At 71.5% G+C, this 13,454-nt stretch carries 12 protein-coding genes; 7 read left to right on the forward strand and 5 right to left on the reverse strand.

What is annotated here, in order from left to right; all coding sequences use genetic code 11:
* Window positions 1-10: 10 nt before the first annotated feature.
* Genes ACZ4WQ_RS09160 through ACZ4WQ_RS09170 form a run of 3 tightly spaced genes read right to left on the reverse strand, consistent with a single transcriptional unit; the run spans window position 11 to window position 3,615 of the window.
* On the reverse strand, window positions 11-1,294 hold the full coding sequence (locus ACZ4WQ_RS09160) for an aspartate aminotransferase family protein (RefSeq protein ID WP_311722285.1): 1,284 nt from the start codon (window positions 1,292-1,294) through the stop codon (window positions 11-13).
* A 57-nt stretch (window positions 1,295-1,351) separates the two neighbouring features.
* Complete coding sequence (locus ACZ4WQ_RS09165; protein WP_398374361.1) at window positions 1,352-2,950, reverse strand: aldehyde dehydrogenase family protein; 1,599 nt, start codon at window positions 2,948-2,950, stop codon at window positions 1,352-1,354.
* Between the two features lie 44 nt (window positions 2,951-2,994).
* Window positions 2,995-3,615: a hypothetical protein gene (locus ACZ4WQ_RS09170; protein WP_358847697.1), complete on the reverse strand. Its 621-nt coding sequence runs from the start codon at window positions 3,613-3,615 to the stop codon at window positions 2,995-2,997.
* A gap of 984 nt (window positions 3,616-4,599) precedes the next feature.
* Between ACZ4WQ_RS09170 and ACZ4WQ_RS09175 the strand changes: the two genes are divergently transcribed.
* Window positions 4,600-5,304, forward strand: a complete 705-nt coding sequence (locus ACZ4WQ_RS09175; protein WP_311722288.1) for a response regulator transcription factor — start codon at window positions 4,600-4,602, stop codon at window positions 5,302-5,304.
* A 92-nt stretch (window positions 5,305-5,396) separates the two neighbouring features.
* On the opposite strand, the gene ACZ4WQ_RS09180 is transcribed toward ACZ4WQ_RS09175, so the two are convergent.
* Window positions 5,397-5,756, reverse strand: coding sequence for an ArsR/SmtB family transcription factor (locus ACZ4WQ_RS09180; protein WP_398374362.1), 360 nt, complete (start codon window positions 5,754-5,756; stop codon window positions 5,397-5,399).
* Between the two features lie 237 nt (window positions 5,757-5,993).
* On the opposite strand from ACZ4WQ_RS09180, the gene ACZ4WQ_RS09185 reads away from it, so the two are divergent.
* Together ACZ4WQ_RS09185 and ACZ4WQ_RS09190 are read left to right on the forward strand one after the other, a co-directional pair.
* Complete coding sequence (locus ACZ4WQ_RS09185; RefSeq protein WP_311722289.1) at window positions 5,994-6,665, forward strand: enoyl-CoA hydratase-related protein; 672 nt, start codon at window positions 5,994-5,996, stop codon at window positions 6,663-6,665.
* Window positions 6,666-6,704: 39 nt separating this feature from the next.
* Entirely contained in the window at window positions 6,705-7,160 is a 456-nt protein-coding gene (locus ACZ4WQ_RS09190; RefSeq protein WP_311722290.1) for a PaaI family thioesterase, read from the forward strand.
* A gap of 58 nt (window positions 7,161-7,218) precedes the next feature.
* Here the strand turns inward: ACZ4WQ_RS09190 and ACZ4WQ_RS09195 are convergent, their stop codons facing one another.
* Complete coding sequence (locus tag ACZ4WQ_RS09195; RefSeq protein WP_398374364.1) at window positions 7,219-8,403, reverse strand: CaiB/BaiF CoA transferase family protein; 1,185 nt, start codon at window positions 8,401-8,403, stop codon at window positions 7,219-7,221.
* Between the two features lie 207 nt (window positions 8,404-8,610).
* On the opposite strand from ACZ4WQ_RS09195, the gene ACZ4WQ_RS09200 reads away from it, so the two are divergent.
* From ACZ4WQ_RS09200 to mgtA, 4 genes are all read left to right on the forward strand, one after another.
* Complete coding sequence (locus ACZ4WQ_RS09200) at window positions 8,611-8,769, forward strand: hypothetical protein (protein ID WP_311722293.1); 159 nt, start codon at window positions 8,611-8,613, stop codon at window positions 8,767-8,769.
* A gap of 74 nt (window positions 8,770-8,843) precedes the next feature.
* Complete coding sequence (locus tag ACZ4WQ_RS09205; protein ID WP_398374365.1) at window positions 8,844-10,322, forward strand: hypothetical protein; 1,479 nt, start codon at window positions 8,844-8,846, stop codon at window positions 10,320-10,322.
* A gap of 98 nt (window positions 10,323-10,420) precedes the next feature.
* Window positions 10,421-10,771 (forward strand): ArsR/SmtB family transcription factor, encoded by a 351-nt coding sequence (locus ACZ4WQ_RS09210; protein WP_311722297.1) that lies wholly within the window; start codon window positions 10,421-10,423, stop codon window positions 10,769-10,771.
* On the forward strand, window positions 10,755-13,448 hold the full coding sequence (mgtA, locus tag ACZ4WQ_RS09215; RefSeq protein WP_468022135.1) for a magnesium-translocating P-type ATPase: 2,694 nt from the start codon (window positions 10,755-10,757) through the stop codon (window positions 13,446-13,448). The genes ACZ4WQ_RS09210 and mgtA overlap by 17 nt, the downstream gene beginning before the upstream one ends.
* Window positions 13,449-13,454: the final 6 nt, after the last annotated feature.

Raw genomic sequence — 13,454 nt, forward strand, 5'->3', positions numbered from 1 at the left:
TGCCGCACGATCAGTTACCGCCTTCCGGCATGGTGGCCGAGCCGCTGAGCAGAGCGCGGGTGGCCTGGTCGAAAGAGTCGAGGAAGAAGTTCACATCGCCGTCGGTGAGGGTGGCGGGCGGCGTGAAGCGCACCACCGAACTGCCGATCATCGAGTGGTTGGCGACGACTCCGTGGTTGAACAGCTCGATCAGCAGCTCGCCCGCCAGCCCCGCCTCGACCAGCTCGACGCCGATCAGCAGGCCCCGGCCGCGCACCTCCACGAGCTGACCGGGGATGTTGCGGTGGGCGATCTCGGAGATCCGCGACAGCAGCCGCGCGCCGAGGTCCATGGACCGGGACACCAGCCGCTCCTCCTTGACCGCCCGGACGGCGCCCTGGACGGCGGCCATCAGCAGCGGCTGTCCCGAGAAGGTGGCGGTGTGGACATACGGGTCCTTGTCGAACGGGCGGAACGCCTTGCGGGTGGCCACGGCCGCGGACACCGGCAGCACGCCGCCGCCGAGGGCCTTGCCGGTGAGCAGGACGTCGGGGACCACGCCCTCGGTGTCGGCGCCCCACCACTCGCCGAGCCGGCCGAAGCCGGTCTGCACCTCGTCCAGGACGAGGAAGCCGTCGTACTCGCGCACCAGTTCCTCGACGCGCTTGAGATAGCCCTTGGGCGGGATGATCACGCCGCCCTCACCCTGGACGGGTTCGAGGATGACACACACCTCGCCGGGGTGCGCCCGCAGCTCCGCCTCCAGCGCCTCCGGGTCACCGAAGGGCAGATGCCGGACATCGGGGAGCAGCGGGCGGAACGGCGCCTGGTAGACCTCCTTGGAGGTGGCCGACAGCGCGCCGAGCGTCTTGCCGTGGTAGCCGCCGAGCATGGCGACGGTGCGCCTGCGGCCGCCCGCGCGGGCCAGCTTGAGGCCGGTCTCGACGGCCTCGGCGCCGGACAGCGCGAAGTGCACCCGGTCCAGGCCCTCGGGCATGACCGAGACCAGCGCCTCGGCCGCGCGGGCGACGGTGGGCTCCAGCAGGATGCGGGTGGCGGTGGGGTGGGTGCGCAGCTGGCGCTCCACCTCCTCCATGACGATGGGGTGCCGGGCGCCCATGATGAACACGCCGTATCCGCCGGCGTTCAGAAACCGCTCGCCGTCGCTGGTGGTCAGCCAGGCCCCGGAGGACTCCACCTCCATATGGCTGCCGAACAGCTCGGCGAGGGTCGCTCGCCCCTTGCTGAGGTGGGCGCGGTACAGGCTGAGGATCTCCTCCTCGGTGTCGACCCGGGCTCCCTGGATCACGGTCACGGGCAACTTCCTCCGGAATGCGCGGTGGTGGGTCAGAGCAGTGGGAACGATGGGTGATCAGGCCCCGAAGACCGCCTCACGCGGGCTGACGTCCCGGGCGATGGACACGCCCTGAAGGTGCGATGTCTTGAGCATCGGGTAGTTGGCCTCGCCGAAGACGCCCCCGGTCAGGCCGGTACCGCCGTGGCTGGGCAGATAGGGCAGAAAGCCGATGTGCGAATCGTTGACCTTCAGCAGGCCGCCGTTGACCACGCGCTGCACAAAGGATGCGATGACGTCGTCGGACCCGGCCCACAGCGAGTTGCGCAGTCCGTAGTCGTTGGTGTTCACGAACTCGAGGAAGCCGTCGAGGAGTTCGTCGTCGCCCGCGGGCTCCGGGACGACGATCGGCAGCAGCGGGAAGAACGTCTCCTGCCGTACGACGTCGAACCGGCGCGCACCGGGCAGCCCGTTCACCCGCACCACGGTGGGCTCGAGGAAGACGCCCGTCTCCGACGGGGTGCCGTCCAGCTCGATGCGCCTGCCGCCGGTGACCAGCTCCGCGCCGCCCGCCAGGGCCTGCCGGAGCAGTCCGAAGAAACGCTCGCTGCGGCGGACCGGGGACAGCAGCACGCCCTCGTCCTCCGGATAGCCGGGCCGTACGGTCCTGGCCTGCTCCTTGACCGCGGCGATCAGGCCGTCGGCGACGGCGGGGTGCACCAGGACGCGGTTGGGCACCATGCAGATCTGCCCGGACCCGTAGAACGACTCGCGGATCGCCTCGGCGGCGCGCTCCAGGTCCGCGTCCTTCCACACCACGATGGTGTCGTTGCCGGCCAGCTCCAGGATCGGCTTCTTGCCGTGTGCCACGCACCGCTCCTGGAAGCGCAGGCCCTCCTCGCTGCCGCCGATGTAGAAGATGTCGTCGATGAGCGGGCTCTCGATCCACCGGTCCAGCGTCTGCTTCGGGTTGGAGCAGACCGCGTTGAGCACACCGGGGGGTGCCCCGACCTCGTCGAGCAGCGGCGCGACCACGTCGCGCAGGACCCACATGGTGGACAGCGCGATGGAGCGGGGAGCGCGTACGACGACCGCGTTGCCCGCCATCAGGGCGAGCACCGCGAGGGCGGCGCTGGGCGCGGGGGCGTTCTGTGGCGGGTTGAACGCGACCACGCCGTCGGGCCGGCGGCGTACGATCAGCCGCCGCCCGGCGTGCTCGAACTCGGTGTGCATCCGCTCCCGGTACCAGCCCAGGCTCTCCTCGCTGTAGACCTGGAACAGACAGCTGAGCTCCCAGCGGGCCAGGCTCACCGGGTGCCCCTCGGCGACCAGCAGCTCCAGGAACTCGTCCTGGCGCCGGGCGAGTTCCTCCCGGAACAGGGTGCCCAGCCGCATCCGGCGCTCCAGCGGGACCGCCGCCCAGCCCGGCGCGGCCGATGCCGCGGCCTCGGTTGCCAGATCGATCGCGGCGTCGGACGCCACGGCGCAGCGGCCCACCACATACGGGTGCTCCGCCGCCGCGGATTCGGCGTTCCGCTCCAGATCCCGCTTCAGGCTGACGCTCGTGAACACGTCTTCGAGCAGTGACTGCGCACTGACGGTGTAAACCCAGCCGTCGCCCTCGATGTCCTTGCCCGCGATATAGAGCCGATAGCTGTGGATCGGGTTTTCACGCATCAACAGGCCCCCCTTTGAGCCGGTCATTGCCGGGGCGGTGACGCTCAGCCCTGGTACCCGGGCGGCGGAATGAACATGGGGATCAAGGCCACATCGGATTCGGGCAGCCGGATCGGCTCACCGCGGCGCTTCATCCCGAGCCGCTCCCACAGCAGGGCGTTCCGCTCGGACGAAGCCTCGCAGTAGCCCCCGAGGTCGAGGCTGAGGGACAGGCGCACCAGCTCGTCCGTCAGGGCGGTCCTGACCTCCATGCCCCGGTCCGGGCGGACGGCGGCGAGCGCGACATGCCCATGGGGCGGAAGGTCGTCCGGGTAGTGCGTGTCCAGCAGTTCGATGAGCTGGAGGCAGCGCTTCTCGGCGGGGCCGGTGGAAGCGGAGATGTCGGCGAGGAACGCCTCCTCGTCCTCCGGGGGGATGGGGGTCTTCCTCTCGTAGGGCTCCCACACGATGACACCACCGTGGTCCGAGGTGACGATGGCGGTCCCCTCGTGGTCCAGCATGAATTTCACCCAGGCGCGCAGGAAGCCGCGGAGGTGACGTTCCCGCTCCGGAGTGCCGGGCGGTATCAGCCACCTCACGACCGGGTCGTCCTCAAGGAATGCCGCAGTGAGGATGTCGACAATCACGTCCAGGTCCGTGGACGTCTTCACTTCGATCACGTTCATTACTTCCCATCTGGACTTTGCGGTAGTGCGGGAGACCTGGCCGTGCACTGCTGCCAGACACCGGTCAGCCAGTCGGCGGCGATCCCGATCGGGGCGTCCTGTGCATTTCCGCCCGGCGACGGCTCGTGTCCCTCCACGACCGGCTCCGCTTCGAAGTCGGAATCGACAGGGCTCAGAAATTCGGCCGACTCTCCTGAGGTAAACGTGAACCGGGCGATAGACAACGTTCCACTGGTGACACGAGGCAAGCTCACGTAACGGAAACCTCCACCTGCGTGTTCTCCCCAGCAGGGGAACAATTATCCGATAAGGAACTCCGTTTTCCACTGGCGTGCTGCTGAACGTATCAACCTGGCCAATGGCGAACATACAGCGGTCGGTGTAGCCGTAACTGCACTCTCTGCGGATGCCGGTAGTCCACCCTCGACCGTATCCACTCCGCCTGTACTCCCACATGGTGAGTCGGGCCGGGATGGGCCGGTCCGGCGATGTGTGAGACGATATGTCAGCACCATGCGTTGTTGCTGGTGGAATTGGGTTTGTCGCCCGCTGTCCGGCATTGGGCCGTCGGTGCGAAGGCCTCCTTTGGCTACCGCGTGGAGTGGAAGCCGCCGCGACCGCGCCGAGCGGGCCCGTCGCCGCCCGTGAAGTTCTCGGGGAGCCGGCGCCGCGCCCCCGTTCGCGGCCTCTCCGAAAACGCGGCAAGGACCCCATCCGCGTCCTTCATCACCTGTGCACCTGGAATGCCTGACTTCCACCGACTTACGCGCGGCCCGATGGCATGTGTGGACGGGTTTTCCTTGCGCGTGCCACCGACGCGTGCCAGGATCTTTGTTCAGAGATTACCTAAAGTAATCTCGGTATTCTCCGTCGAGACTGGAATGCTGACTGCCTCGGCTGCCGGGCCAAAGTGTGGGTTTCTGGCGCCTGGCCGGCCGGTGCGGCCCGGAGGAGGACAATTTGATCAGCGGGGGAAAGTGTGATGTGGAGACCACATTACTCATCGCGGACGCACATCCCTGGACAAGGCTTGGGCTTTCCGCGCTGTTGAACGCGGTGTCGGGGCTGAATGTCGTGGCTCAGGCCGCGGACAGCGAATCCGCTTGCGCATTGGCCGAGAGCATCAGGCCGGACATCGTCATCATCGACACCGATCTACCGGATCTCGGCGGGGCGGAGACCATCCAGCGCATCCTGGAGGCCGCCCCGGAGAACGCGCCGAACGCGCTTCTCGTGACGTCGACCGTGGATGACAACGACATATATTCGGCCCTCCATATAGGGGCCCGCGGTATTCTCCTGAAGAACATCCCCGCGGATCAGATGACCGCGGCCGTCACGGCCGCCGCCCGCGGCAATATGGTCTTCTCGCCCGGTGTGATGTCGCGCCTGATCGACATCTGCACCCATCGCACCACGCCGCTCGAATACGACGGATCGAGGCTGGCCACGCTCACGATGCGCGAGGCCGAGGTGCTCAAGCTGGTCGCCAAGGGGCACGGGAACGCGACCGTCGCCAAGATGCTCCACATCAGCGAGGCGACGGTGAAGACGCATCTCAACCGCGCCATGGGGAAGCTGGAAATCAGCAGCCGGGCCCAGGCCGTGGCGCTGAGCTATGAGTTCGGCCTGGTCATACCGCGCCAGCGGGCAGCGGGTCCGATGCCGAAGGCGGTCAACAGCGCGTAGGCGCCATGCGACCTGGACGGCCCTCATCCGGCCGTCCAGGTGGGCCTCGGCGATGTCCTCGCGATGGCTGTCGAATGTTGATCGGCATCGAATTATGTGCGCGAGGGTGCGGGGGCCCCCGCTTCCAGGGTGGACGCGGTCACCAGTGCCGACAACAGTCCGGGAAAGCGCTCTTCCATCTCGTCCGCGCGGAGCGTGTTCATCTTGGCCGTCCCCACGTAGTACTGCCGGATCACGCCGGCCTCCCGCAACACGTTGAAGTGGTGGGTCAGCGTCGACCGTGACACCGGCGCGTCGAAGGTGCCGCAGCTCAGGTCTTCGCCGGCCCGGGCCAGCTGGGACACCACCTGGCGCCGCACCGGATCCGCCAGTGCCTCCAGGAGCTGCTGGAGTGAGATCTCTTCCATGGAGGGGTGCTCCACGGTCCGTGAAGAGTTTCGTGCGCGGGCCATGGCGACTCCTTCGGGGCGGCTGGGGCGCGATGAGGCCATAGTGCGACCCGCGTCGAACAAGTGGTGTCCGGCCTGGTGGCGGCGGCTCTTGCGTGGTCTATGACGTACGGCATAACTTACCGGTAAGTAATGCGGCTGCCCGACCCTGGCGGCGGCCGTGGCGACCGACGACGAACCCCGCAGCTCACCCGCCCCGGATCCACCCGCCCCGGACCCCACTCAGCCTGAGGGAGCCCCATGCCCACACTCGACCGCCAGGACGATGTCTTCGTCCTCGACCTCGGGACGGACGAGAACCGCTTCCACCCCGACTGGATCGCCTCCGTCAACGCCGCTCTGGACACCGTGGAGAAGGCGGAAGGGGCCCGGGCCCTGGTAACCGCCGCGACCGGCAAGTTCTACTCCAACGGCCTGGATCTGGACTGGCTGTTCGCCCACGCCGACCAGCACCAGGACTATGTCGTCTCCGTCCATGAACTCCTCGCGCGCCTGCTGTCCCTCCCGGTGGTCACCGTGGCCGCGCTCCAGGGACACACCTTCGCCGCCGGAGCCATGTTCTCCCTGGCCCATGACTTCCGCGTGATGCGCGCCGACCGCGGCTACTGGTGTCTGCCCGAAGCCGACATCAACATCCCCTTCACCCCGGGCATGTCCGCCCTCATCCAGGCCCGGCTGGCCCCGCAGACCGCGCACGAGGCCATGGTCTCCGCCCGCCGATTCGGCGGCCACGACGCCGCGGCCGCCGGGATCGCGGACCGCGCCGTCGACGAGGACGCCGTCCGGGTGACCGCCCTCGAGATCGCCCGGGCCCAGACCGGCAAGGCGGGCGACACCCTCGGCACCATCAAGGCCCGCATGTACGCCCCCGTCCTCGCCGCCCTGCGTGACACCACCAGCCCCCTGGGCTGATACCGCGACTCGCGCCACCACCACAGCAAGGAGCCACCCGTGTCCACCACCGATCTCGCCGCGCTGTCCGGCCTGGAACTGATGCGCTGGATACAGTCCGAGCGCCCCACCGACATCCCCTCCATCGGCCGGCTGCTCGGCATGCGGTTCGACGAAGTGGAACACGGACGCATGGTCATCTCCCTCGACACCCGGCCCGACTTCGCCAACCCCCTCGGCGCCGTCCACGGCGGCATCGCGGCCACCCTCCTGGACTCCGTCATGGCCTGCGCCGTGCACACCACTCTCCCCGCCGGTGTCAGCTTCACGACCCTCGAACTCAAGGTCAACTACATCCGGGCCGCCCACACCGGCGGACAGACACTCACGGCCGAAGGGTCCGTCATCCACGCCGGCCGCCGTACCGCCACGGCCGAGGGCAGGGTCATGGATGACCAGGGGAAGCTGATCGCCCATGCCACGACGACCTGCCTCGTCCTGCGGCCCGCCGACTGAGAGACCCTGACGTTCGAAACCCTGACAGCGGTCGCACTCACCGTGCGCGCGACCGCTGTCACACGGCGGCCTCGGCGCGCAGCCGGTCCCGGGCCCGGCTGTCGTAGCCCAGCTCCTCCAGGACGGTGTCCGTGTGCTCCCCGAGCGCCGGGATCGGGTCCATGCGCGCCGGGCGTCCCGGCAGCCCGATGGCGGGCAGCACGGCGGTCAGCGGCCCGACCGGCGACCCCACCTCGGTCAGCCGGTCCCGGGCCACGAGCTGCGGATGCGCGCCGATCTCGGTGACCCCGCGCTGTCGGGCGTGGGCGATCCGCGCCGCGGCCAGGCGCCGCTGGACCTGCTCTGCCGTCAGCCCGGAGAACACCTCGGCGATGTGTTCCTCCAGCGCACGGCGGTGTGCCACCCGCCGGCTCCCGGTGTCGAAGCGCTCGTCGGCGGCCAGCTCGGGCCGGTCCAGCACATGTCGGCAGAAGGCCGCCCACTCACGTTCGTTCTGCACGGAGAGCACGATGTCGGTGCCGTCCCCCGCGGTGAAGGTGCCGTACGGGGCGATGGCGGCGTGGCTGGTTCCGGTGCGCCCCGGGGGAGTTCCGCCGTACTCCGCGTAGTAGAAGGGATAACCCATCCACTCCACCAGCGAGTCGAGCAGGCTGATCTCCAGCGCCGCGCCGACGCCGGTGTGTTCCCGCTCGTACAGGGCGGTGAGGATGCCGGAGAAGGCGTACATCCCGGCGCCGATGTCGGCCGCCGGGATTCCGCTCTTCGCCGGTGTCTCCTCGCTGCCGGTCACGGACACCAGACCGGCCTCCGCCTGGATGAGCAGGTCGTAGGCCTTGGCGTCGCGATACGGGCCGCTGGAGCCGTACCCGGAGATGGCACAGGTGATGAGACGGGGATGCCGGGCGCGCAGTTCCTCGGCGCCGAGGCCGAGCCGTTCAGCGGCGCCGGGGGCGAAGTTCTGGATGAACACATCGGCGCCCGCGATCAGGCGGTGGACGACCTCCTTGGCGTCGGGGTGCTTGAGATCGAGGGTGACGCTTTCCTTGGACCGGTTGAGCCACACGAAGTGGCTCGACATGCCGCGCACCGTCTCGTCGTAGCCCCGCGCGAAGTCCCCGGTGCCCGGTCGCTCGACCTTGATGACTCTGGCGCCGAGATCGGCGAGATGGCGGGTGGCCAGTGGCGCGGCGACGGCCTGCTCGCAGGCGATCACCGTGATTCCGGCGAGGGGCAGCGCGTTCATCGGACTCCGATCGCGATGTTTTCGGCTGCCGCCATGCTAGGGGCGGGACACGCCCGCTCAGGAGGGCGACATGGCACCGAGCCCGTCCGCGGCCGCCAACGCTCCGCGGCGCCGGAGGAAAAAGAAAGTGCTTTCGAAGCGGACGCGAAGTGACGTGCGCCAGCATGGTCGGGCAAGCCCTGGTACACCACCGTAGGAGGATTTGTCATGGGGAACGCAAAGACGGCGGGAAAGGCGCCGGCTTCCGCCGTGGAGACGACGGTTCTGCGGGACGCGCTGGTGGTTCCGGTCCGGATGAGCCTCGGCTGGCCGGCCGCGCGCAGCTCTTCGGAGCTCGTCGACGCGGTGCGTGGCGCCCGGCGCTGAGCAGGCTCCCCGGACGGCCTTGACCGCCGCTCGGCGCTCAAGGCCGTCCGGTCCGCCGGCGCTTGAGGAAGCTCGTGGAAGCTCCACGAAGCCGCAGGAAGCTCGAGGAAGAAGGCAACACCCGGCTCATGACGCTCTTCTCGTTCCGCTCCTGCTTCGACGGAGCCGTTCCGCCGACCGTGGCCGATCCCGCGGCGCTCGGCACCGTCGCGTTCCGCGCCGTCTCCTTCTGCGAACCGTTCCGCGCCGCCTCCGGGTACGGCTGGTACCTCTACCCGCCGCTGGACTGCTTTGTGAAGTGGGACGGGACCTCCTTCCGCTGGCTCGCCGAAGGCTGCCCCGACTGGCTGCCGCTGACCGAGGTGGCGGCCCAGACCATGTTGCGGGTGCGGGACGGCGAGGCGCCCGACGACGACCCCGTGCTCGGCCTGCCGGTCTTCTCCGTGGCACCCGAACCCGGGCTGCTCCAGGTGTGGACGGGCCTGGTCGCGCACACCCCGCCGGAGCCCCGTGCCCCGGCAACTGCCTCCCGACGTCCCGCTGTTCGTCGGCAGGAACGAGCAGCTGGAGAGCCTGGACGGGCTTTTCGCGGCCGGTACGACCACCGCGGTCGCCGCGGTCGGCGGCGGCCCGGGGGTGGGCAAGACGTCGCCGGCGGTGCACTGGGCCCACCGTGTCCGCGACCACTTCCCCGACGGCCAGCTGTATGTGCCGCTGCGCCGGTGCGGGCCGGACGGGCCCGCGCTGTACCCGGCGGAGGCGGCGGCCGGGGTGCTGGAGGCGTTCGGCGTGCCCGGGGCGGCCGGACCCGGCTGGTCGGCCTGGTCGCCGCCGAGGGCGCCCGGCCCGTCACCCTGGACCCGCTGTCGGCCCGCGAGGCCCGGGAGTTCCTGGGCGGCCGCCTCGGAGCGGCCCGGGTGGCGGCCGAACCGGAGGCGGCCGACCGGCTGGGCGCGCTGTGCGCCCGGCTCCCGCTCGCCCTCGCGATCGTGGCCGCACGCGCCGGCACCTGTCCGCAGTTCCCGCTCGGCGCGCTGGTCGAGGAGATGCGGGACGCCGGCGGGGTCCTGGACGCGCTGGGCGGCGGCGATCCGGAGATCGATCTGCGGGCGGCGTTCGCCCGGTCGTACCGCTCCCTCCCCCCGCGGGCCGCCCGGCTGTACCGGCTGCTCGGCCTCCAACCGGGGCCCGAGGTCACCCCGTCCCTCGCCGCCGGGCTGCTGGGCGAGCCGGAGCGGCGGGTCCGGCCGCTGCTCGCGGAGCTGGGCCGGGCCCACCTGGTGACCGAGGAGGCGCCGGGCCGGTACCACCGTCACGACCTGCTCCGCGCCCACGCCCTGGAGCTCACCCTGGCGCAGGACACCGAGGAGGACCGGCGGGCCGCCTGCCACCGGCTGCTCGACCGTCCCCCGCACTCCGCCCAGGGGGCGGCCTGGCCGTTCCACGCCCTGGGACCGGCCCCGGTGGAACCCGGCCGCCCCGGCCTGTCCGCACCCCGTCGCCCGCCGCCGGTGACGGCCGGGTGCCCGGGCCGCCGGGATGGCGAGGGGTAGCCGCGCGACTCGCTCTCACCGGTGCTGTCGGCGGGGGCACCTAAACTGGGGCCTTCGGCGGACGGGGCCGATCGGGTCGGGCGAACGGGAGAGCGACAGTGGCGAACGGCGTCGGCGAGGATCCGCCCGCGGAGGTGCTGGCGGAGGCCGCCGCGGCCTTCGGACTGCTGGCTTCCCCCGCCCGGCTGCACATCGTGTGGGTGCTGGCGCACGGCGAGAGCGATGTGAGCGGGCTCGCGGAGCGGGTCGGCGGCGCGCTGCCCGCGGTGAGCCAGCATCTGGCGAAGCTGAAGCTGGCGGGGCTGGTCCGGTCCCGCCGCGAGGGGCGCCGGGTGGTGTATCTGCTGGACGACCCGGATGTGGTGACCATGGTCCGGTGGCTGGTCGGGCAGGTGGCGGAGCGCGCCGGCCACCCGGCGGCGGAGCGTGTCCGTGGTCTGGGCGCCTGAGGACACCGCGGAAGCCGGCACCACCCGCTCTGCCTCGGGCGGTGCCGGCCCGGCCACGGCGACGGCCGCCCCGCCGGGCGTCCCGGACGTCCGGGACCTGGCCCGCCTCACCTCGCTGGAGACCCTGCGCAGGCTGGGGAGCGGGCCCCGGGGGCTGGTGGAGGCCGAGGCCGAGGAGCGCCTGGGCAGGTGCGGGGAGAATGTGGTGCCCGACCGGCGCCCGGCCTCCTGGCGGGGGCGGTTCGCCCGCAGCCTGCGGGACCCCTTCACCAGCGTGCTGCTGTGCCTGGGGCTGGTGTCCGCGGCCGTCGCCTCCTGGGGGACCGCCTGTGTGATCGTCGTGCTGGTGGTGGTCAGCTGTGTGCTGCGGGCCGGCGGGGAGCACCGGGCCGACCGGTCCGTGGCCGCGCTGCGGGAGCTGGTCGCCACCACCGCGACCGTGCGGCGCCGAGCCGCCGCGTCCGCCGAGCCGCGCTCCCGTGAGATCCCCGTCGATCAGCTGGTGCCCGGCGATGTGATCAGCCTGGGCCCCGGCGACCTGGTCCCGGCGGATGCCCGGCTGCTGCGTACGAGCGGGCTGACCGTGCCCCAGGCGGCGCTGACCGGAGAGTCCGCGCCCGTCCCCAAGTACGCCGTGGACGCCCCCGGCGCCGCGGGCCCGGCCCCGTTCCAGCAGCCGCACCTGTGCTTCCAGGGCAGCAGTGTGGCGTCGGGCAGCGCCACCGCGGTCGTGGTCGCGACCGGCGAGCACACCCGGTTCGCCGCGACCCGCCGCGGGCTGCTCCGGCATCGGCGGCCGTCCGCCTTCGACCGCTCGGTCAACAGCATCTCCTGGATGCTCGTCCGCTTCATGCTGCTGACCCCGCCGCTGGTGCTGCTGGCCGGGGCCGCGCTGGACGGGCGTGGCGTGGAGACGCTGCCGTTCGCGGTGGCGGTGGCCGTCGGTCTCACCCCCGAGATGCTGCCGGTCGTCGTCACCTCGGCGCTGGCCCGCGGCGCGGCCCGGCTCGCCCGCGACCGCGAGGTGATCGTCAAACGGCTGCCCGCGCTGCACGACCTCGGCGCCGTCGACGTTCTGTGCACCGACAAGACCGGCACCCTCACCCAGGACCGGCCGGTCCTCGACCGCCACCTGGACGCCGAGGGCCATGACGACCCGACGGTGCTCCACTGGGCCGCCGTCAACAGCTTCTGGGCCCTCCAGCTGGCCGACCTGCCCGCCCCCGACACCCTGGACGAGGCGATCCTGGAGGCCGTCGCGGACTACGACGACCTGCTGGACTACGACGGCGTCACCGCGCTGCCCTTCGACCCGGTGCGCCGCAGCTCCATCGCCGTGGTCCGCCGCCCCGGCCGTACGGGCCTGCACACCCTGGTCGTCAAGGGCGCCGCCGAGGACGTCCTCGGGCGGTGCGCCCGGGTGCGGACCGGCGGCAGCGACACCGAGCTGGACGCGGCGGGCCGGGACCGGCTGCTGCGCCGGGCCGAGGAGCTGGCGGCCGACGGCCTGCGGCTGCTGGCCGTCGCGCTCGCCGAACGCCCGGCCCGCCCCGGCCCGTACAGCCGGTCCGACGAGCGGGGACTGACCTTCATCGGCTTCGTCGGGCTGCGTGACGCCCCACGGCCGACGGCCGCCGACGCCCTGGGCGACCTCGCCCGCCGCGGGGTCACCGTCAAGGTCCTCACCGGCGACCACCCGGGCACCGCCGCCCGCGCCTGCCGCGAACTCGGCCTGGCCGGGCCGGTGGTCACCGCCGACCGGATCGACGGCCTCGGCGACGCGGCCCTGGCCGAGCTGGCCGAGAAGACCACCGTCTTCGCGCGCTGCACCCCCGAACACAAGGCCCGTATCGTCGGCGCGCTGCGCGAGGGCGGGCGCACCGCCGGGTTCCTCGGCGACGGCGTCAACGACCTTCCCGCGCTGCGCGCCGCCGATGTGGGCGTCTGCCCGCGCGACTCCGTCGATGTGGCGCGGGACGCCGCCGACATCGTGCTCGCGGCCAAGGACCTCACCGCCATCGACCACGCGATCGCGGCGGGGCGGCACAGCACCGGCAACATCATCACGTATCTGCGCATCGCACTCTCCTCCAACCTCGGCAACGTCATCGCGATGCTCGCCGCCGGGCTGATGCTGCCGTTTCTGCCCATGCTGCCGCCGCAGGTCCTGGCGCAGAACCTGTGCTTCGACGCCGCCCAGCTCGCCTTCGCCTTCGACCGGCCCGGCCCGGCGGCCCTGGCGCGGCCGACCGTGCTGCGCCCGCGCGATCTGCTCCGCTTCCTCACCGGATTCGGACTGCTCAACGCCGTCGCCGACCTGGCCACCTTCGGGGTGCTCATGCTCGCGGTGCCCGGGGCCGGCGATATCGAGGGCCAGGCGGCCTTCCACGCCGGGTGGTTCACCGAGAACCTCCTCACCCAGGCGCTGGTGATGGTCGTGCTGCGCAGGGGCGGCCGGGACGGCGAGGGCCGGATGCCGGTGCCGATACGGCTCGCCGCCACCGCGCTCGCGGTCATCGGGGTGCTGCTGCCGCTGTCGCCCCTGGCGTCCGTGCTGGGCATGACCGCCCTGCCGCCCGTCTACTACCTGCTGCTCACGGCCGTCCTCGCGCTGTACGCGGCGGGGCTGGCGGCGGCCAGGGCGCACTGGGACAGGCGCGCCGAAGGCCGGTGGTGAGCGGGC

The sequence above is a fragment of the Streptomyces sp. NPDC028305 genome (assembly GCF_055569495.1).

Coding starts and splice junctions, on each gene's coding strand:
- ACZ4WQ_RS09200 (WP_311722293.1), top strand. CDS start 8,611: ATGGGGAACGCAAAGACGGCGGGAAAGGCGCCGGCTTCCGCCGTGGAG.
- ACZ4WQ_RS09185 (WP_311722289.1), top strand. CDS start 5,994: ATGCCCACACTCGACCGCCAGGACGATGTCTTCGTCCTCGACCTCGGG.
- ACZ4WQ_RS09170 (WP_358847697.1), bottom strand. CDS start 3,615: ATGAACGTGATCGAAGTGAAGACGTCCACGGACCTGGACGTGATTGTC.
- ACZ4WQ_RS09180 (WP_398374362.1), bottom strand. CDS start 5,756: ATGGCCCGCGCACGAAACTCTTCACGGACCGTGGAGCACCCCTCCATG.
- ACZ4WQ_RS09195 (WP_398374364.1), bottom strand. CDS start 8,403: ATGAACGCGCTGCCCCTCGCCGGAATCACGGTGATCGCCTGCGAGCAG.
- ACZ4WQ_RS09165 (WP_398374361.1), bottom strand. CDS start 2,950: ATGCGTGAAAACCCGATCCACAGCTATCGGCTCTATATCGCGGGCAAG.